Below are 18,490 nucleotides of genomic sequence, written 5' to 3' on the forward strand. Positions count from 1 at the left end.
GGGTTGGAGCTAGATGCTGATACGTGACAATTCGACTTTCTGGCCGTCGGCGTCGGACAGCTGCTCGATGATCGCAGCCTGCAGGCGCGCGCACAGGTCCGGGTCCGACAGGGGCTGATTGTGCGCGTCGGTGACGAAGAACACGTCTTCCACGCGCTCGCCGAGCGTGGCGATCTTGGCATTTTGCAGCGACAGATTGAAGTCGAGGAAGATCTTGCCGATCCGCGCCAGCAGGCCGGCGCGGTCGGGGGCGATCAGCTCGAGCACGGTCACCGGGCGCTGCGCATCGTTGGAAATGGTCACCTGCGGGGCAAAGGCGAAGTGCTTGAGCTGGCGCGGTACGCGGCGCTGGATGATGGTCGGGTAGTCGTCCGGGTTCTTCAGTGCATCGATCAAACCCTGGCGAATCTCTTTGATCCGCGCCGGGTTGTCGCCAATCGAGCCGCCATCGGCGTCCAGCACTATATAGGTGTCGAGGGTGAACTGGCTGGTGGAGGTGATCACCCGCGCATCGTGAATGTTCAGGTTGAGTTGGTCCATGGCCGCTACGGTCACGGCGAAGAAGTCGTGTTGGTCCGGGGCGTAAATGAAGATCTGCGTGCCGCCCTCGAATTCGCGCTGGGTGGTTTCCTTGATCAGCACCAGCGGGTCGTGGGTCGCGCTGTGCTGCAAGATCGCCTCGGTATGCCAGGCAACATCACCGGCGGTGTGGCGCAGGAAATAGTCGTCGCCCAGCTGCGACCAGAGCTGTTCGGCATCGTCCGGATCGGTGCCGCTACGCACCAGGATGTCCAGTGCGGCGCTTTGCGTCTGGCGGATCTGCTCTTCGCGGTCGACCGGGTGTTCCAGGCCGCGGCGCAGGGCGCGCTTGGTCTCGGTATAGAGCTGACGCAGCAGGCTGGCGCGCCAGGAGTTCCACAGGCTGGGGTTGGTGGCGTTGATGTCGGCCACGGTCAGCACGTAGAGGTAATCCAGGCGCGTCTGGTCGCCGACCAGGTGGGCGAAGTCGTGGATCACCTGCGGGTCGGACAGGTCCTTGCGTTGGGCGGTGGTCGACATCACCAGGTGGTTCTGCACCAGCCAGGCGATCAGCCGGCTATCCCAGACCGGCAGTTGATGGCGCAGGCAGAAGGCCTCCGCATCCACCGCACCCAGCTCCGAGTGGTCGCCGCCACGGCCCTTGCCGATGTCGTGGTAGAGGCCGGCCAGGTAGATCAGCTCCGGCTTGGGCAGCCTGCCCATGAGCTTGCTGGCCAGCGGAAACTTCTCCGAGATCGGCGTGTATTGCAGTTTGCGCAGGTGCTTGATCAGGTTCAGGGTGTGCGCATCGACCGTATAGATATGGAACAGGTCGTGCTGCATCTGCCCGATGATGTCGCCGAACTCGGGCAAATAACGGCCGAGGATGCCGTAGCGGTTCATCCGCCGCAGGTTGCGGTGAATGCCAATCTCGCACTTGAACAGCGCGATAAACAGGCTGGTATTGCGGATGTCGTTGCGAAACTCGGCGTCGATCAGGTGCCGATGGTCGCGCAGCAGGCGGATGGTGTCGGCGCGTACCCCCTTGATCTCGGGGTGTTGGGCCATCAGCACGAAGATTTCCAGCAGCGCGAACGGCGTGCGTTTGAAGACATTCGGATGAGTGACTTCGATATAGCCGTCACGCAGTTGGAAGCGGCTATTCAAGGGTTGCGCCTGGCTGGTTTCGCCGGTGCGCAGGATCACCTCTTCGAAGTGCTGGACGATCAGCTCGCTCAGCTCGGCGATGCTCATCACCACGCGGTAGTACTTCTGCATAAAGCGTTCGATGGCGAGCTTGCTGTTGCTGTCCTCGAAGCCGAGCAGGCCGGCGATGCTGCGCTGGTGATCGAACAGCAAGCGGTCTTCGGCGCGGCCGGCCAGCATGTGCAGGGCGTAGCGGACCTTCCAGAGGAACTCCTGGGAGGAGGCGAGCAGGGCGTATTCGCTTTCCAGCAGGAAGCCCTGACCGACCATCGCGTGCAGGCTGAGCGTGCCGAAATGCCGACGCGCGACCCAGAGGATGGTCTGGATGTCACGCAGGCCGCCGGGCGAGCCTTTGACGTTGGGTTCGAGGTTGTACTCGGTGTCGTTGTATTTGCCGTGGCGGGCGCGCTGTTCCGCACGCTTGGCCAGGAAAAAGTCCTTGCTCGGCCACATCTGGGTGCTGCTGGTGACCTCCAGCATGCGCTGGCGCAGATGCTCCGGGCCGGCGATGGTGCGGCTTTCCATCAGGTTGGTGATCACCGTCAGGTCGGCACGGGCCTCTTCGACGCACTCGTCGATCGAACGCACGCTCTGGCCGACTTCCAGGCCGATATCCCAGAGCAGGGTGAGGAAGCGTTCGATCGGCTCGCGAAAGGTCTCGTGATCGGCGCTATCGAGCAGAATCAGCAGGTCGATGTCCGAGTAAGGGTGCAGCTCGCCGCGGCCATAGCCACCGACCGCCAGCAGGGCAATCTCGGCCTCGCGGCTCCAGTCGAAGCGCGCCCAGGCCTCGCGCAGGATCTGGTCGACGCACCAGGCGCGGTCTTCCACCAGGCGCCGAATATCCCGGCCGCTCTTGAAGCGAGCGTCGAGCACTTCGTGAACGCGACGGATCGCCTTCTTGAACGCGGCGATTGGGCTGGACTTCAAGGCCAGTTCCGCTTGGAACTGGCCGCGGTCGAACAACTCGGGATCCACCTGCGGCATGCAGCAGCCTTCCTTATAGTGCGAGCGGTCGATCAGGCCGAGGTGCGCGGGATGCTGTCATCCTGGCGCAGGGTGAAAATCTCGTAGCCGGTCGCGGTCACCAAGATGGTGTGTTCCCACTGTGCGGAGAGTTTGCGATCCTTGGTGATGGCGGTCCAGCCGTCGCCGAGCAGGCGGGTTTCCGCGCGGCCTTGGTTGATCATCGGCTCGATGGTGAAGGTCATGCCTTCTTTCAGCTCCATGCCGGTGCCGGCGCGCCCGTAGTGCAGGACTTGCGGCTCCTCGTGGAACACCCGGCCGATGCCATGGCCACAGTATTCGCGGACCACCGAGTAGCCGTTTTTCTCGGCGTGCTTCTGGATCACTTCACCAATATCGCCGAGGCGGGCCCCCGGGCGAACCAACTCAATGCCCTTGTACATGCACTCCTGGGTGATGCGGGCGAGCTTCTCGGCCCACTCGCTGACCTTGCCGACCATGAACATCTTGCTGGTGTCGCCGTGGTAGCCATCCTTGATCACGGTGATGTCGATGTTCAGCACATCGCCATCCTTCAGCGGCTTTTCATTCGGGATGCCGTGGCAAACCACGTGGTTGATCGAGGTGCAGATCGACTTGGGGAAGCCTTTATAGTTGAGCGGTGCCGGGATGGCCTGCTGCACGTTGACGATGTAGTCGTGGCAGATGCGATCCAGTTCCTCGGTGGTGACGCCGGGTTTGACGTACTCGCCGATCATCTCCAGCACTTCACCAGCCAGGCGGCCGGCAACGCGCATTTTTTCGATTTCCTCGGGCGTCTTGATGGTGACGGTCATGCAAACTCTCTCGGCGCACACAGGCGCAAGGCAAAAATATTGGAAAGCGCGATTCTAGCAGACCGCTACGGGAAACTAAGCACAACTCGGTGATTCCAGCGGTGCGCGGCATATAGAGGTGCTATGTCGGGCAACTGCTGCTGTTCTTGGACTGTTTTATTAGTGCCGGCAAAGATCGAGCATTCTCGCTTGCTCGTCACTGCTGGTTTCGTTTTGCCGCCTTCTGTGATATAAAATGCGCCGCTTTCCGGGCTCCAGCCTGAAAAGCTTAAACCCACACACGTATCGACACGATGGCCTGGGTGCCTCTCAGCTAGCGCTGGGGGTTGGTCATTGGGATGCGTGGAGGCCTAACCCGACTTATCAAGGAACTATCATGTCCCAAGTCAATATGCGCGATATGCTGAAGGCCGGTGTGCACTTCGGCCACCAGACCCGTTACTGGAACCCGAAAATGGGCAAGTTCATTTTCGGCGCGCGTAACAAGATCCACATCATCAACCTCGAAAAAACCCTGCCAATGTTCAACGAAGCGCTGTCCTTCGTTGAGAAACTGGCTTCGGGCAAAAACAAAATCCTGTTCGTCGGCACCAAGCGTTCCGCTGGCAAGATCGTGCGCGAAGAAGCAGCTCGTTGCGGCTCGCCGTTCGTCGATCACCGCTGGTTGGGCGGCATGCTGACCAACTACAAAACCATCCGTCAGTCGATCAAACGTCTGCGTGAACTGGAAGTCCAGTCCCAGGACGGCACTTTCACCAAGCTGACCAAGAAAGAAGCGCTGATGCGCACCCGTGATCTGGAAAAACTGGATCGCAGCCTGGGTGGTATCAAGGACATGGGCGGCCTGCCTGATGCCCTGTTCGTCATCGACGTCGATCACGAGCGCATTGCAATCACCGAAGCTAACAAGCTCGGCATCCCGGTTATCGGCATCGTCGATACCAACAGCAGCCCGGAAGGTGTGGACTACATCATCCCAGGCAACGATGACGCCATTCGCGCCATTCAGCTGTACATGGGTGCCATGGCTGACGCCGTTGTTCGCGGTCGCAGCAATGCTGCTGGCGGCACTGACGAGTTCGTCGAGCAGGCTCCGGCTGCTGAGCAAGCTGAAGGCTGAGTAGAAGGCGTCTAGCGTCACTCGGTACGCAAAAAGGGGGCTAGGCCCCCTTTTTGCCACCTCAAAAACCATTTGTTAGCGTCGCCAATACAGCTTTTGTCATGAGCAGCGGCTAACAAAGGTTTTTAAGAATTGAACGCCCGTTCGGTCGGGTGGAATGGTTGAAAACCTATCCAAGAGGAATTTTGAAATGGCAGAAATTACTGCGGCGTTGGTTAAAGAACTGCGTGAGCGCACTGGCCAGGGCATGATGGATTGCAAGAAAGCGTTGACTGCCGCTGGCGGCGACATTGAAAAAGCAATCGACGATATGCGTGCTGCTGGTGCTATCAAGGCAGCCAAGAAAGCCGGCAACATCGCAGCTGAGGGTTCGATCGCTGTGCGCGTTGCTGAAGACAACAAGCGTGCCGTGATCATCGAAGTCAACTCGCAGACCGACTTCCTGGCTCTTCAGGACGACTTCAAGGCTTTCGTCAGCAGCAGCATCGAAAAAGCCTTCGCCGACAAACTGGCCGACGCAGCTCAGCTGATCGCCGCTCAGGAAGAGGCACGTCTGGCTCTGGTGTCGAAAGTGGGCGAGAACGTCAATATCCGTCGCCTGACCAGCATCGAGGCTGACGTGGTGGGTTCTTACCTGCACGGCCACCGCATCGGTGTCCTGGTTGCCCTGAAAGGCGGCGACGTCGAGCTGGCCAAAGAAATCGCCATGCACGTTGCGGCGAGCAACCCGCAAGTTCTGAAACCTTCCGATGTGTCCGAAGAACTCATTGCCAAGGAAAAAGAAATTTTCCTGGCTTTGAACGAGGACAAGATCAAAGGCAAGCCAGCAGAAATCGTTGAGAAGATGATTGCTGGTCGCATTCAGAAGTTTCTGGCCGAGGCCAGCCTGGTCGAGCAGGCTTTCGTCAAGGACGACAGCATCAAGGTCGGCGATCTGGCCAAGAAAGCTGGCGCGGAAATCCTGTCCTTCACCCGCTTCGAAGTGGGTGAAGGCATCGATAAAGGCGAAGTCGACTTCGCTGCCGAAGTAGCTGCACAGCTGGCTGCCAGCCAGCAGTAAGACGGTTTCAAGCTGTCGCCCCGAAGAGGCTGCCCGCTTACGCGCGCAGCCTCTTTGTCAAACTAGGGCGACAAATTGCATGTGTTAGCGGTATTGGTGCATTGTCCGGCACCAAATGCCAGGAGTGCTGTCCAAGCGCTCGATCAATGCAGGCTGCATTAGCCCGCTCAGAATTCAAACGCCGCAGGAGAGACACGCATGGCTCAGCAGGTGAGTGGTCGCCAACCTCGCTACAAACGCATTCTGCTCAAACTTAGCGGCGAAGCCCTGATGGGTTCGGAAGATTTCGGTATCGATCCGAAGGTGCTGGATCGCATGGCGTTGGAAGTCGGCCAGCTGGTTGGCATCGGCGTGCAGGTCGGTTTGGTTATTGGTGGTGGTAATCTATTCCGCGGCGCCGCCTTGAGCGCGGCTGGAATGGATCGCGTAACCGGCGACCACATGGGTATGTTGGCGACGGTGATGAACGCCTTGGCCATGCGCGATGCGCTGGAACGCTCGAACATTCCGGCGATCGTCATGTCGGCCATCTCCATGGTCGGGGTGACCGATCACTACGATCGTCGTAAAGGTATCCGTCATCTGAATTCGGGTGATGTGGTGATCTTCGCCGCGGGTACGGGCAATCCTTTCTTCACTACCGACTCCGCAGCCTGCCTGCGCGCCATCGAAATCGATGCCGACGTGGTGTTGAAAGCGACTAAGGTCGATGGCGTTTACACTGCCGATCCCTTTAAAGACCCGCATGCAGAAAAATTCGACCGTTTGACCTACGACGAAGTGTTGGATCGCAAGCTGGGCGTGATGGATCTGACGGCCATCTGCCTGTGCCGCGATCACAAGATGCCGCTGCGGGTCTTCAATATGAATAAGCCGGGCGCCCTGCTGAATATCGTGGTGGGTGGCGCCGAAGGAACCCTGATCGAGGAGGGCGAGCAATGATCAATGAGATCAAGAAGGACGCGCAGGAGCGCATGAAGAAAACCCTGGAGTCGCTGGCTCATGCGTTCAGCCGAATCCGTACCGGCCAGGCGCATCCGAGCATTCTGGGTGGGGTGATGGTGCCTTATTATGGTGCCGACACACCTCTGAATCAGGTCGCGAACGTGACCGTCAAGGATTCCCGCACCCTGCAAGTGGTGGCTTTCGAGCGCAACATGCTGGCTGCGATCGACAAGGCTATCCAGAGTTCCGGGCTGGGGTTCAACCCGACGAACCTGGGCGAGCTCCTTCTTATCTCGATGCCTGCCTTGACTGAAGAGACTCGCAAGGGCTTTACCAAGCAGGCTCGTGACGCAGCGGAAGATGCCCGAGTGGCTGTGCGTAATATCCGTCGCGATGCGCTGAGTCAGTTCAAGGATCTGGTCAAAGAGAAAGAAATCAGCGAAGACGAAGAGCGTCGTGCTGCAGATGATATCCAGAAGCTGACGGACAAGTTCGTGGCGGATATCGAAGTGGCTGTGAAGCAGAAAGAAGCGGACCTGATGGCCGTCTGACGGCCAGTATCGTCATGGACAAGAACGTCAAGGCTGGGGTGCCAGCAGTGCCACGTCATGTGGCAATCATCATGGATGGTAATAACCGCTGGGCGAAGAAGCGTCTGCTGCCTGGCGTTGCTGGGCATAAAGCCGGCGTCGATGCGGTGCGTGCGGTGATCGAGGTGTGTGCCGAAGCGGGTGTCGAGGTCTTGACTCTGTTCGCCTTCTCAAGTGAGAACTGGGAGCGACCGGCCGAAGAGGTCGGGGCGCTGATGGAGTTATTCCTGATGGCGCTGCGCCGTGAGGCGAAAAAACTGAATCAAAACGCCATCAGTCTGCGCATCATCGGTGATCGCACGCGCTTCCATCCTGAGTTGCAGGCGGCGATGCGCGAGGCCGAGGCATTGACCGCCGGGAATAAACGCTTCGTATTGCAGGTCGCCGCCAACTATGGCGGTCAGTGGGATATCGTGCAGGCGGCGCAACGCTTGGCGCGGGAGGTTCAGGCGGGGCATCTGCAGCCGGAGGATATAACCCCCGGCCTGCTGCAAACCTGCCTGGCAACCGGCGACTTGCCGTTGCCGGATCTGTGCATCCGCACTGGCGGTGAACACCGCATCAGTAATTTCCTGCTTTGGCAGCTGGCTTACTCCGAGCTGTATTTCTCCGATCTGTTTTGGCCGGATTTCAAACACGAAGCCATGCGCAAGGCACTGGCTCATTACGCCACCCGCCAACGTCGCTTCGGTAAGACCAGTGAGCAAGTGGCAGCCGAGGCTCGCGCTCAATGTTGAAACAACGAATCATCACGGCGTTGCTGCTACTGCCTGTCGCGCTAGGCGGGTTCTTCCTGCTGGATGGCGGAGCCTTTGCTCTGTTTATCGGTGCGGTAGTCACCTTGGGTGGCTGGGAATGGGCGCGTCTGGCCGGTTTTCCGGGGCAGCCAGCTCGTGTTGGCTACGCGCTGTTGGTTGCGTTGCTGCTCTATCTGCTCTATCTCACGCCGGCACTGGCGCCCTGGGTACTGCTGTTGGCGGTGGCCTGGTGGGCCGTTGCGACCTTGCTGGTGCTCGGTTATCCGGGCAGCAGTCGTTACTGGGGTGGCCGGCCGGGGCGTCTGCTGATCGGTTTGCTGATCCTCCTGCCAGCCTGGCAAGGGCTGGTGCTGCTCAAGCAGTGGCCGCAGGCCAATGCCCTGATCGTCGCGGTGATGGTGCTGGTCTGGGGTGCCGATATCGGCGCCTATTTCGCCGGCAAGCGTTTCGGCAAGCGCAAGCTGGCAGCGCAAGTGAGTCCCGGCAAAAGCTGGGAAGGGCTGTATGGTGGTCTGCTGGCCAGCCTGCTGATCACTGCGGCGGTCGGTCTGCAGCAAGGCTGGCAGGGCAAGGGCTTCTTGCTGGCACTGGCTGGTGCGGTGCTGGTGGTGCTGGTCTCGGTGGTCGGTGATCTGACCGAGAGCATGTTCAAGCGTCAGGCTGGAGTGAAGGACAGCAGCAATCTGCTGCCGGGACACGGCGGCGTGCTGGATCGTATCGACAGCCTGACCGCGGCCATCCCGGTATTCGCGGTGCTGCTCTGGAGTGCGGGTTGGGGGGCTCTGTGAGCCGGCCGCAACAGATCACTGTGCTGGGGGCGACCGGTTCCATTGGTCTCAGCACCCTCGATGTGATCTCCCGTCATCCCGAGCGTTATCGGGTTTTCGCCTTAAGCGGTTTTACGCGCCTGGCTGAGCTGGAGGCCCTGTGTCTGCTCTATCGTCCGCGTTATGCGGTAGTGCCAGACGCTGAGGCGGCGCGGCCCTTGCAGGGTGGCTTGCTGGCCGCAGGTCTGACTACGCGGGTGCTGGTGGGAGAGGCTGGGCTGTGCGAGGTTGCCGCGCATCCAGAAGTCGATGCGGTGATGGCCGCAATCGTCGGGGCTGCCGGGCTCAAGCCGACCCTGGCGGCGGTTGAGGCGGGCAAAAAAGTCTTGCTGGCCAATAAAGAAGCACTGGTGATGTCCGGCGCTTTATTCATGCAGGCGGTGCGCAAAAGCGGCGCCGTGCTGCTGCCGATCGACAGCGAGCACAATGCTATTTTTCAATGCCTGCCGAGCGACTATGCCCGTGGGCTCGGTGCGGTCGGTGTACGGCGGATTCTGTTGACCGCTTCGGGCGGGCCATTCCGCGAAACCCCGTTGGCTGAGCTGGAGCAGGTGTCGCCCGAGCAGGCCTGCGCCCATCCGAACTGGTCGATGGGGCGCAAGATCTCGGTGGACTCTGCGAGCATGATGAACAAAGGCCTGGAGCTGATCGAGGCCTGCTGGTTGTTCGACACCAGGCCCGCCCAGGTGGAGGTGGTGATTCATCCGCAGAGCGTGATTCACTCCCTGGTCGACTATGTCGACGGCTCGGTGCTGGCGCAACTGGGTAATCCGGATATGCGCACGCCAATCAGTCATGCCCTGGCCTGGCCGGAGCGAATTGACTCCGGCGTGGCGCCGCTGGATCTGTTCAGTATCGCGCGTCTGGATTTCCTGCCGCCCGACGAACTGCGTTTCCCCTGTCTGCGCCTGGCGCGCCAGGCGGCTGAGGCCGGCGGTACTGCTCCGGCGATGCTGAACGCGGCCAATGAGGTGGCGGTGGCCGCCTTTCTCGAGCGGCGTATTCGTTTCCCGGAGATCGCGAGTATCATCGATGCAGTGCTGAATTTTGAGCCAGCGGCTGTGGTCGAAAGTCTAGATGTCGTGTTGGCGGCAGATTCCAGGGCGCGCGCGCTGGCTGAGCAATGGTTGAATCGCCACGGGCGCTAGTGCGGAGGATGTAGATGAGCACGCTTTATATGGTTTTTGGCCTCTTGGTTGCGCTCGGGGTGCTGGTTACTTTTCACGAGTTCGGCCATTTCTGGGTCGCCCGGCGTTGCGGTGTGAAGGTGTTGCGCTTCTCGGTGGGCTTCGGCACGCCGTTGTTGCGTTGGCATGACCGTCAGGGTACGGAATTCGTTATTGCCGCCATTCCGCTGGGCGGCTACGTCAAGATGCTGGATGAGCGCGAGGGTGAGGTGCCCTCGGAGCAGCTGGCTCAGGCCTTCAATCGCAAGTCGGTGCGGCAACGGATTGCCATAGTCGCAGCCGGCCCGATCGCTAATTTTCTTCTCGCGCTGGGGTTTTTCTGGGTGCTGGCCATGCTCGGCAGCCAGCAGGTGCGGCCGGTGATTGGTGCGGTCGAGACCGGTAGCCTGGCGGCAGAGGCCGGGTTGCTGGCGGGGCAGGAAATCATGGCGGTGGATGGTGAGCCGACCACGGGTTGGGCCACAGTCAACTTGCAGTTGGTGCGCCGCTTGGGTGAGAGCGGCAAGGTTGATCTGCTGGTGCGCGAGTCTGGCTCGAATGTTGAGAGCTCGCGCCAAGTGGTGCTGCGCGATTGGCTCAAGGGGGTTGAGGAGCCTGATCCGATCGCTTCCCTGGGTATTCGGCCCTGGCGTCCGGCAGTGCCGGCAGTGTTGGCTGAGCTGGATCCGGAAGGGCCGGCACAAGCGGCGGGTCTCCAGATAGGCGATCGGCTGCTGGCGCTGGATAACCTAGCTCTGGATGACTGGCAGCAGTTGGTCGACCGGGTGCGGCAGCGTCCGGCCGAGCGGGTTGTTGTGTCGGTTGAGCGGGCCGGACAGCGCTTTGAAGTGTCGCTGACGCTCGCGGCGCGGGGGGAAGGCAAGACGCGTACTGGCTACCTGGGGGCAGGGGTGCAGGGTGTCGAATGGCCGGCCGAGATGTTGCGCGAGGTCCGCTTCGGACCCTTGGAGGCCGTGGGTGAGGGCTTCAACCGTACCTGGACAATGAGCGTCCTGACCCTTGATTCACTGAAGAAAATGCTCTTTGGCGAGCTCTCGGTAAAAAACTTGAGCGGGCCGATAACCATTGCTAAAGTGGCGGGCGCTTCGGCCCAGTCGGGGGTAGGGGATTTTCTGAATTTCCTAGCCTATCTGAGCATCAGTTTGGGGGTTCTCAATCTTTTGCCGATACCCGTCCTAGATGGGGGGCATCTGCTGTTTTATCTGATCGAGTGGGTGCGTGGTCGTCCCTTGTCAGAACGAGTGCAAGGTTGGGGGATGCAGATCGGTATTAGTCTGGTCGTCGGGGTGATGCTACTTGCCCTGGTCAATGACCTGAGTCGTCTGTAACGCGTCACTGAATTACGCTCTCAGCATTTACAAAAAGTGTCGCCTTTTGCGGCAGATTTTTTATCGTCAGTTGGAAATAAGAAAGGACTTCATGAAACGTCTGCTGCTACCTGTGGTGCTTGCCGCACTGATGATCGCCGAAGTTCACGCCGAGTCCTTCACCATCTCCGATATTCGCGTCAACGGCTTGCAGCGGGTTTCCGCGGGCAGCGTGTTCGGTGCCTTGCCGCTTAACGTTGGCGAGCAGGCGGATGATCGTCAATTGGTGGATGCTACTCGCGCGCTGTTCAAAACTGGTTTCTTCCAGGATATCCAGCTCGGTCGTGATGGCAATGTGCTGGTTATTACCGTGGTGGAACGTCCTTCAATCTCCAGCATCGAGATCGAGGGCAACAAGGCCATCACCAGTGAAGACCTGCTCAAAGGCTTGAATCAGTCAGGCCTGTCGGAAGGCGAGATCTTCCAGCGGGCGACGCTTGAAGGGGTGCGTAACGAGTTGCAGCGCCAGTATGTGGCTCAGGGCCGCTACTCGGCAGAGATTGAAGCGGAAGTGATTCCGCAGCCGCGCAACCGCGTGGCGTTGAAGATCAATATTAACGAAGGCACAGTCGCGGCTATCCAACACATTAACGTGGTGGGTAATAGCGTTTTCGCCGATGAAGACCTGATTGATCTGTTTGAGCTGAAGACCACCAACTGGTTGTCCTTCTTCAAGAACGATGACAAGTACGCCCGCGAAAAACTCTCGGGTGACTTGGAGCGCCTGCGTTCCTATTACTTGGACCGCGGCTACATCAATATGGATATCTCCTCCACTCAGGTGTCCATTACCCCGGATAAGAAGCACGTCTACATCACGGTCAACGTCGATGAAGGACAGAAGTACAGTGTGCGCGAGGTCAAGCTCAGTGGTGACCTGAAGGTGCCCGAGGAAGAGGTCAAGGCCTTGCTGTTGGTCAAGGAAGGCCAGGTGTTCTCGCGTAAAGTGATGACCACCACCTCCGAATTGATCACCCGCCGCCTGGGTAACGAAGGCTATACCTTTGCCAACGTCAATGGTGTGCCAGAAGCGCACGACGAAGACCACACGGTTTCGATCACCTTCGTGGTCAACCCGGGTAAGCGTGCTTACGTCAACCGCATCAACTTCCGCGGCAACACCAAGTCCGAAGACGAAGTGCTGCGTCGCGAAATGCGCCAGATGGAAGGTGGCTGGGCTTCTACCTACCTGATCGACCAATCCAAGACCCGTCTGGAGCGTCTCGGCTTCTTTAAAGAGGTCAACGTCGAAACCCCGCAAGTGCCGGGCACCGATGATCAGGTCGACGTGAACTACAGCGTCGAAGAGCAAGCCTCGGGTTCCATCACGGCCAGCGTTGGTTTTGCGCAGAATGCCGGCTTGATTTTGGGCGGCTCGATCAGCCAGAACAACTTCCTGGGTACGGGTAACAAGGTCAGCGTCGGTCTGACGCGCAGTGAGTACCAGACCCGCTACAACTTCGGCTTCGTCGACCCCTACTGGACTGTCGATGGTGTCAGCTTGGGTTACAACGCCTTCTACCGGACTACCGACTACGACGAGTTGGATACCGATGTTTCCAGCTATGCGGTAGATAGCCTGGGTGGCGGCGTTAGCGTGGGTTATCCGATCAGCGAGACTGCGCGTCTGACTTTTGGTCTGACGGCGCAGCAGGATGACATCAGCACCGGTGTGTATACCGTCGATGAGATCTTCAGTTTCCTCGAGCAGGAAGGTGACAGTTATCTCAACTTCAAGGCCTCGGCCGGTTGGTCCGAGTCGACCCTGAACCGTGGCGTGCTGGCTAACCGTGGCCATTCGCAGAGCCTGGTGCTGGAGAGCACGGTGCCGGGCAGCGACCTGTCGTTCTTCAAGCTCGACTACCGTGGCCAGTTGTTCCAGCCGCTGACTAATGCCACCACCATGCGTTTCCATACCGAGTTGGGTTATGGCGATAGCTACGGCTCTACCTCCGGCTTGCCGTTCTACGAGAACTACTATGCCGGCGGTTTCAACTCGGTACGCGGTTTCGAAGATAGCAGCCTCGGTCCGCGCAGTACGCCGAGCCGTGGTGTGGGCGTGACGGGTAACCAAGGTACGCTGGCCGATCCAGATCAGGATCCGCTGCCCTTCGGTGGTAATGTGCTAGTTCAAGGTGGCGTCGAACTGCTGTTCCCGCTGCCCTTCGTCAAGGACCAGCGCTCCCTGCGGACCTCGCTGTTCTGGGATGTCGGTAATGTGTTCGACACCAATTGCAGTGCCACCCAAAAGAGTCGCGGTGACAGTGGCTGCGATCTCGGTGTGGACGGTCTGGCCAGTTCTGTCGGTGTTGGTCTGACCTGGATTACCGCGTTGGGCCCGCTGAGCTTCAGCTTGGCCATGCCGGTCAAGAAACCGGATGATGCCGATACCCAAGTGTTCCAGTTCTCCCTCGGTCAGACGTTCTAACGGTCTGATAATTTGTTACGACAACAGTTTTGCAGGAGTGCATCGTGCGCAAGTTGACTCAATTGGTTCTGTTAAGCGTTGCCTTTATGGCGACTCCGGCATTCGCCGAGATGAAAATCGCCGTGCTTAATTATCAAATGGCGCTTCTCGAGTCCGACTCGGCGAAGAAGTACGCCGTGGATGCGGAAAAGAAATTTGGCCCGCAACTGAACAAGTTGAAAACTCTGGAAACCGATGCCAAGCGTATCCAAGACCGTCTGGTTAAAGAAGGCGAAAAAATGCAGCAAGGCGAGCGCGAGCGCCTCGAGCTTGAATTCAAGCAGAAGGCCCGTGATTTCCAGTTCCAGTCCAAGGAACTGAACGAAGCCAAAGCCGTTGCCGACCGTGAGATGCTGAAGAAGCTCAAGCCGAACCTGGATAAGGCGGTCGAAGAAGTGATCAAAAAGGGCAGCTTTGACCTAGTGCTCGAGCGCGGTGCGGTGATCGATGTCAAGCCTCAATACGACATCACTCGCCAAGTCATCGAGCGCATGAACCAGCTGCGCTGATCATGACGGCAACGGTTTTTACCCTCGGTCAACTGGCCGAGCGTCTCGGCGCCACCCTGCGTGGCGCCGCGGACAAGACGATCGGCGGGCTGGCTACCCTGCACGAGGCCGGTCCCGAGCAGCTGAGCTTTCTGGCTAACCCGCAATACCGCAAGTACCTGGCCGAGACCCGTGCCGGTGCGCTCTTGCTGGCGCCAGCCGATGCCGAGGCTTATGCCGGCGATGCCTTGCTGGTTGCCAATCCTTACCTGGCCTACGCGCAACTCTCCCATCTGTTCGATCCCAAGCCGAAGGCCGCTGTCGGTGTGCATCCGACTGCCGTGATCGCGGCGGATGTCCAACTCGACCCCAGTGCCAGCATCGGCGCCTATGCGGTGATCGAGAGTGGCGCGCAAATCGGTGCTGGCGTGACCATTGGCGCGCATTGTTTTATTGGTGCGCGTACGGTGCTGGGCGAGGGCGGCTGGCTCGCTCCGCGGGTCACCCTTTATCACGATGTGCGCATAGGGAAGCGGGTAGTCATTCAGTCCGGCGCGGTCATAGGTGGCGAGGGCTTTGGCTTCGCCAATGAGAAAGGCGTCTGGCAGAAGATCGCGCAGATTGGCGGAGTCACTGTGGGCGATGACGTCGAGATCGGCTCCAACACCACCATTGACCGTGGGGCCTTGGCCGACACCGTGATCGGTAATGGCGTCAAACTGGATAACCAGATCATGATCGCCCACAACGTGCAGGTCGGTGATCACACCGCGATGGCCGCCTGTGTCGGGATTTCCGGCAGCACTAAAATCGGCAGGCACTGCATGCTCGCGGGTGGTGTCGGCTTGGTTGGGCATATCGAAATCTGTGACGGTGTTTTCGTCACGGGCATGACCATGGTCACCCGCTCGATTACCGAGCCCGGAGCCTACTCCTCCGGAACTGCTATGCAACCGGCCGCGGACTGGAAGAAAAGCGCCGCGCGCTTCCGCCAGCTGGATGACATGGCGCGCCGCCTGCAACAGTTGGAAAAGCGCCTGGCAGCCGTGACCCCGGCCGGCGATGCTTCATCTGATGCGTGACTCGCGGTTAATGCGAGTCCCCAACTTTCACTACAGGCTCCCCCGAACATGATGGACATTAACGAAATCCGCGAATACCTGCCGCACCGCTACCCGTTCCTGCTGGTGGATCGCGTGGTGGAGCTGGATGCTGCTGAAGGCAAGTGCATTCGTGCGTACAAAAATGTCAGCATCAATGAGCCGTTCTTCAATGGGCATTTTCCTCAGCATCCGATCATGCCGGGTGTGCTGATCATCGAGGCTATGGCCCAGGCCGCGGGCATCCTCGGCTTCAAGATGATGGACCTCAAACCGACCGATGGCACCCTGTACTACTTCGTCGGCTCCGACAAACTGCGTTTCCGCCAGCCGGTGACGCCGGGCGACCAGTTGATCCTGGAAGCCAAGTTTCTGAGCAGCAAGCGCAGCATCTGGAAGTTCGACTGCCGTGCCAGTGTCGAGGGTAAAGAAGTCTGTTCGGCTGAAATCATCTGTGCGGAACGCAAGCTATGAGTTTGATAGACCCTCGCGCAATCATCGACCCGACAGCCAAGCTGGCGGACGACGTTCAAGTCGGCCCCTGGTCGATCGTCGGGGCTGGTGTGGAAATCGGCGAGGGTACAGTGGTTGGCCCGCATGTGATCCTCAAGGGGCCGACCAAGATCGGTAAACATAACCGTATCTATCAGTTCTCCTCGGTGGGTGAAGACACTCCCGATCTCAAGTACAAGGGCGAAGAGACGCGCTTGGTGATCGGCGATCACAACGTGATCCGCGAGGGTGTGACCATCCATCGCGGTACCGTGCAGGATCGTGCCGAGACCACCATCGGCGATCACAACCTGATCATGGCCTATGCGCATATTGGCCATGACAGCGTGATCGCCAACCATTGCATCCTGGTCAACAACACCGCGCTGGCGGGTCATGTGCATGTCGATGACTGGGCGATTCTCTCCGGATTTACCCTAGTGCATCAGTTCTGCCGCATCGGCGCCCACAGTTTTTCCGGGATGGGTACGGCGATCGGTAAAGACGTGCCGGCCTATGTCACGGTGTTCGGTAACCCGGCTGAAGCGCGCAGCATGAACTTCGAGGGCATGCGTCGTCGTGGCTTTAGCGATGAGGCGATTCAAGCGCTGCGCCGCGCTTATAAGGTGGTTTACCGCCAAGGTCTGACTGTCGATAAAGCCCTGGCCGAACTGGCCGAGTCGGCTGCTCAGTTTCCGGAAGTCGCGGTGTTTATCGACTCCATTCAAGCCTCTTCACGCGGCATCACCCGCTAACCCATGGCTGCTGTATTGCGCGTCGCGCTAGTGGCTGGCGAGGCCTCTGGCGATATTCTCGGCGCCGGGTTGATGCAGGCGCTGAAAAGCCAACGCCCTGATATCGAGTTCATCGGCGTCGGTGGCCCGCGCATGCAGGCCGAGGGGCTGAACCCTTATTTTCCCATGGAACGCCTGGCGGTGATGGGCCTGGTCGAGGTGCTCGGCCGCCTGCCGGAGCTGTTGTCGCGGCGTAAACGCCTGATTCAGACGCTGATTGCGGCCAAACCGGATGTGTTCATCGGTATCGACGCGCCGGACTTCAATCTCGGCGTCGAACTCAAACTGCGTCGCGCCGGGATCAAGACCGTGCATTACGTCAGCCCGTCGGTCTGGGCCTGGCGGCAGAAGCGCGTGCTGAAGATCCGTGAGGCCTGCGACCTGATGCTGACGCTGTTTCCGTTCGAGGCGCAGTTCTACGACGGACATGGCGTGCCGGTGCGTTTCGTCGGTCATCCGCTGGCGGATGTCATTCCCTTGCAGGCCGATCGCGCTGCCGCACGGGCCGAACTGGAGCTGCCCGAGGAAGGCCTGGTGGTCGCGTTGATGCCGGGCAGTCGTGGCGGTGAAGTCTCGCGCCTGGGTGCCTTGTTCCTCGATGCGGCGCTACGCCTGCGAGCGTTGCGCCCCGGCACGCGCTTCCTGCTGCCGTGCGCCAGCCCCGAGCGGCGCGTGCAGCTGGAATCGATGCTGGCCGGGCGTGATTTGCCGTTGACCCTGCTCGATGGTCAATCCCATACGGCGTTGGCCGCCTGCGATGCGGTGCTGATCGCCTCGGGCACTGCCACGCTGGAGGCCTTGCTCTATAAGCGGCCGATGGTGGTGGCTTATCGCGTGGCGCCCTTGACCTATCGGATTCTCAAGCGCTTGCTGAAAAGCCCTTATGTGTCGCTGCCCAACCTGTTGGCCGGGCGTCTGTTGGTGCCCGAACTGTTGCAGGATGCCGCCACGCCGCAAGCACTGGCACAGGTGCTGGCGCCGCTGTTGGACGGCGGCGAAGTGCAGACCGAAGGTTTCGATGTGATCCATCGGGCGTTGCGCCGAGATGCTTCGACCGAGGCCGCGACGGCCGTGCTCAACTTGATCGGGCCAAACTGATGCAGCTGGGTCTGGATTTCAGTCTGGTCGAAGAGTTGGTCGCCGGAGTCGATGAAGTCGGGCGTGGGCCATTGTGTGGTGCGGTCGTCACTGCTGCGGTCATTCTCGATCCGCGTCGGCCTATTCTGGGCTTGAACGATTCGAAAAAGCTCAGCGAGGCGCGGCGGGAAACACTCTTCGATGAAATCCGCGAGAAGGCCTTGGCCTGGTACATCGCGCGCGCCGAGGTGGAAGAGATCGACCGCCTGAATATTCTCCACGCCACCCTGTTGGCCATGCAGCGTGCGGTCGAGGGCCTGAGTGTCACGCCCAAACTGGCGCTGATCGATGGTAATCGTTGCCCGCAACTGGCGGTGCCCAGCGCTGCGGTGATCAAGGGCGACAGTCAGGTGCCGGCGATCGCTGCGGCGTCGATCCTGGCCAAGGTCAGCCGTGATCGCGAGATGCTGGTGTTGGATGCGCAGTATCCCGGCTATGGTCTTGCCGGGCATAAGGGCTATCCCACGCCGCTGCACCTCGAAGCCTTGCAGCGCCTGGGACCGACGCCGATCCATCGGCGCTCCTTCGCGCCGGTGCGCAAATTGCTGGAGCTTCAGGGCTAGCCGTCGCTCGCTACCTTTAATTCAACCGCCTGCTAAAAGCCTTAAGCCTGCAAGCTGATGTTTCCTCC

General features: G+C 59.8%; 17 protein-coding genes. 15 read left to right on the top strand and 2 right to left on the bottom strand.

Going from position 1 to position 18,490, the window contains the following annotated elements:
- Nucleotides 1–9 precede the first annotated feature (9 nt).
- Nucleotides 10–2,712: a [protein-PII] uridylyltransferase gene (locus FFS12_RS00830; RefSeq protein WP_137885106.1), complete on the bottom strand. Its 2,703-nt coding sequence runs from the start codon at nt 2,710–2,712 to the stop codon at nt 10–12.
- 32 nt (nt 2,713–2,744) lie between these two features.
- Nucleotides 2,745–3,527 carry a type I methionyl aminopeptidase gene (map, locus tag FFS12_RS00835; RefSeq protein WP_137885107.1) on the bottom strand — a complete coding sequence of 261 codons (783 nt, stop codon included), beginning with the start codon at nt 3,525–3,527 and terminating at the stop codon, nt 2,745–2,747.
- A gap of 376 nt (nt 3,528–3,903) precedes the next feature.
- Between map and rpsB the strand changes: the two genes are divergently transcribed.
- The 15 genes from rpsB (at nt 3,904) to rnhB (ending at nt 18,422) form a co-directional block, all read left to right on the top strand.
- On the top strand, nt 3,904–4,647 hold the full coding sequence (gene rpsB, locus FFS12_RS00840; RefSeq protein WP_137885108.1) for a 30S ribosomal protein S2: 744 nt from the start codon (nt 3,904–3,906) through the stop codon (nt 4,645–4,647).
- Between the two features lie 190 nt (nt 4,648–4,837).
- Complete coding sequence (gene tsf, locus FFS12_RS00845) at nt 4,838–5,707, top strand: translation elongation factor Ts (protein WP_137885109.1); 870 nt, start codon at nt 4,838–4,840, stop codon at nt 5,705–5,707.
- A gap of 198 nt (nt 5,708–5,905) precedes the next feature.
- Entirely contained in the window at nt 5,906–6,649 is a 744-nt protein-coding gene (gene pyrH / locus FFS12_RS00850) for a UMP kinase (RefSeq protein ID WP_137819429.1), read from the top strand.
- Nucleotides 6,646–7,203, top strand: a complete 558-nt coding sequence (frr, locus tag FFS12_RS00855) for a ribosome recycling factor (protein ID WP_137885110.1) — start codon at nt 6,646–6,648, stop codon at nt 7,201–7,203. The genes pyrH and frr overlap by 4 nt, the downstream gene beginning before the upstream one ends.
- 14 nt (nt 7,204–7,217) lie before the next feature.
- Nucleotides 7,218–7,979, top strand: coding sequence for a polyprenyl diphosphate synthase (uppS, locus tag FFS12_RS00860; RefSeq protein WP_137885111.1), 762 nt, complete (start codon nt 7,218–7,220; stop codon nt 7,977–7,979).
- Complete coding sequence (locus FFS12_RS00865; RefSeq protein ID WP_137885112.1) at nt 7,973–8,788, top strand: phosphatidate cytidylyltransferase; 816 nt, start codon at nt 7,973–7,975, stop codon at nt 8,786–8,788. Before uppS ends, FFS12_RS00865 begins: the two co-directional genes overlap by 7 nt.
- The gene (gene ispC / locus FFS12_RS00870; RefSeq protein WP_137885113.1) at nt 8,785–9,975 is read left to right on the top strand and encodes a 1-deoxy-D-xylulose-5-phosphate reductoisomerase; all 1,191 of its coding nucleotides are present in this window, start codon (nt 8,785–8,787) and stop codon (nt 9,973–9,975) included. Before FFS12_RS00865 ends, ispC begins: the two co-directional genes overlap by 4 nt.
- A gap of 14 nt (nt 9,976–9,989) precedes the next feature.
- On the top strand, nt 9,990–11,342 hold the full coding sequence (gene rseP / locus FFS12_RS00875; protein ID WP_137885114.1) for a sigma E protease regulator RseP: 1,353 nt from the start codon (nt 9,990–9,992) through the stop codon (nt 11,340–11,342).
- A gap of 91 nt (nt 11,343–11,433) precedes the next feature.
- The gene (gene bamA, locus FFS12_RS00880; protein WP_137885115.1) at nt 11,434–13,809 is read left to right on the top strand and encodes an outer membrane protein assembly factor BamA; all 2,376 of its coding nucleotides are present in this window, start codon (nt 11,434–11,436) and stop codon (nt 13,807–13,809) included.
- A gap of 44 nt (nt 13,810–13,853) precedes the next feature.
- A complete protein-coding gene (locus FFS12_RS00885) occupies nt 13,854–14,357 on the top strand; it encodes an OmpH family outer membrane protein (protein WP_119955840.1) in 504 nt (167 codons plus the stop codon).
- 2 nt (nt 14,358–14,359) lie between these two features.
- Nucleotides 14,360–15,418, top strand: coding sequence for a UDP-3-O-(3-hydroxymyristoyl)glucosamine N-acyltransferase (lpxD, locus tag FFS12_RS00890; protein WP_137885116.1), 1,059 nt, complete (start codon nt 14,360–14,362; stop codon nt 15,416–15,418).
- Between the two features lie 48 nt (nt 15,419–15,466).
- On the top strand, nt 15,467–15,910 hold the full coding sequence (gene fabZ / locus FFS12_RS00895) for a 3-hydroxyacyl-ACP dehydratase FabZ (RefSeq protein WP_137885117.1): 444 nt from the start codon (nt 15,467–15,469) through the stop codon (nt 15,908–15,910).
- Nucleotides 15,907–16,683, top strand: coding sequence for an acyl-ACP--UDP-N-acetylglucosamine O-acyltransferase (lpxA, locus tag FFS12_RS00900; protein ID WP_137885118.1), 777 nt, complete (start codon nt 15,907–15,909; stop codon nt 16,681–16,683). Before fabZ ends, lpxA begins: the two co-directional genes overlap by 4 nt.
- 3 nt (nt 16,684–16,686) lie before the next feature.
- Nucleotides 16,687–17,820, top strand: coding sequence for a lipid-A-disaccharide synthase (gene lpxB, locus FFS12_RS00905; RefSeq protein ID WP_137885119.1), 1,134 nt, complete (start codon nt 16,687–16,689; stop codon nt 17,818–17,820).
- Nucleotides 17,820–18,422 (top strand): ribonuclease HII, encoded by a 603-nt coding sequence (gene rnhB / locus FFS12_RS00910; protein WP_137885120.1) that lies wholly within the window; start codon nt 17,820–17,822, stop codon nt 18,420–18,422. Before lpxB ends, rnhB begins: the two co-directional genes overlap by 1 nt.
- The last annotated feature ends 68 nt before the right edge of the window (nt 18,423–18,490 follow it).

It is taken from the genome of Pseudomonas sp. 2FE (assembly GCF_005503735.1).
Classification (GTDB): Bacteria; Pseudomonadota; Gammaproteobacteria; order Pseudomonadales; family Pseudomonadaceae; genus Aquipseudomonas.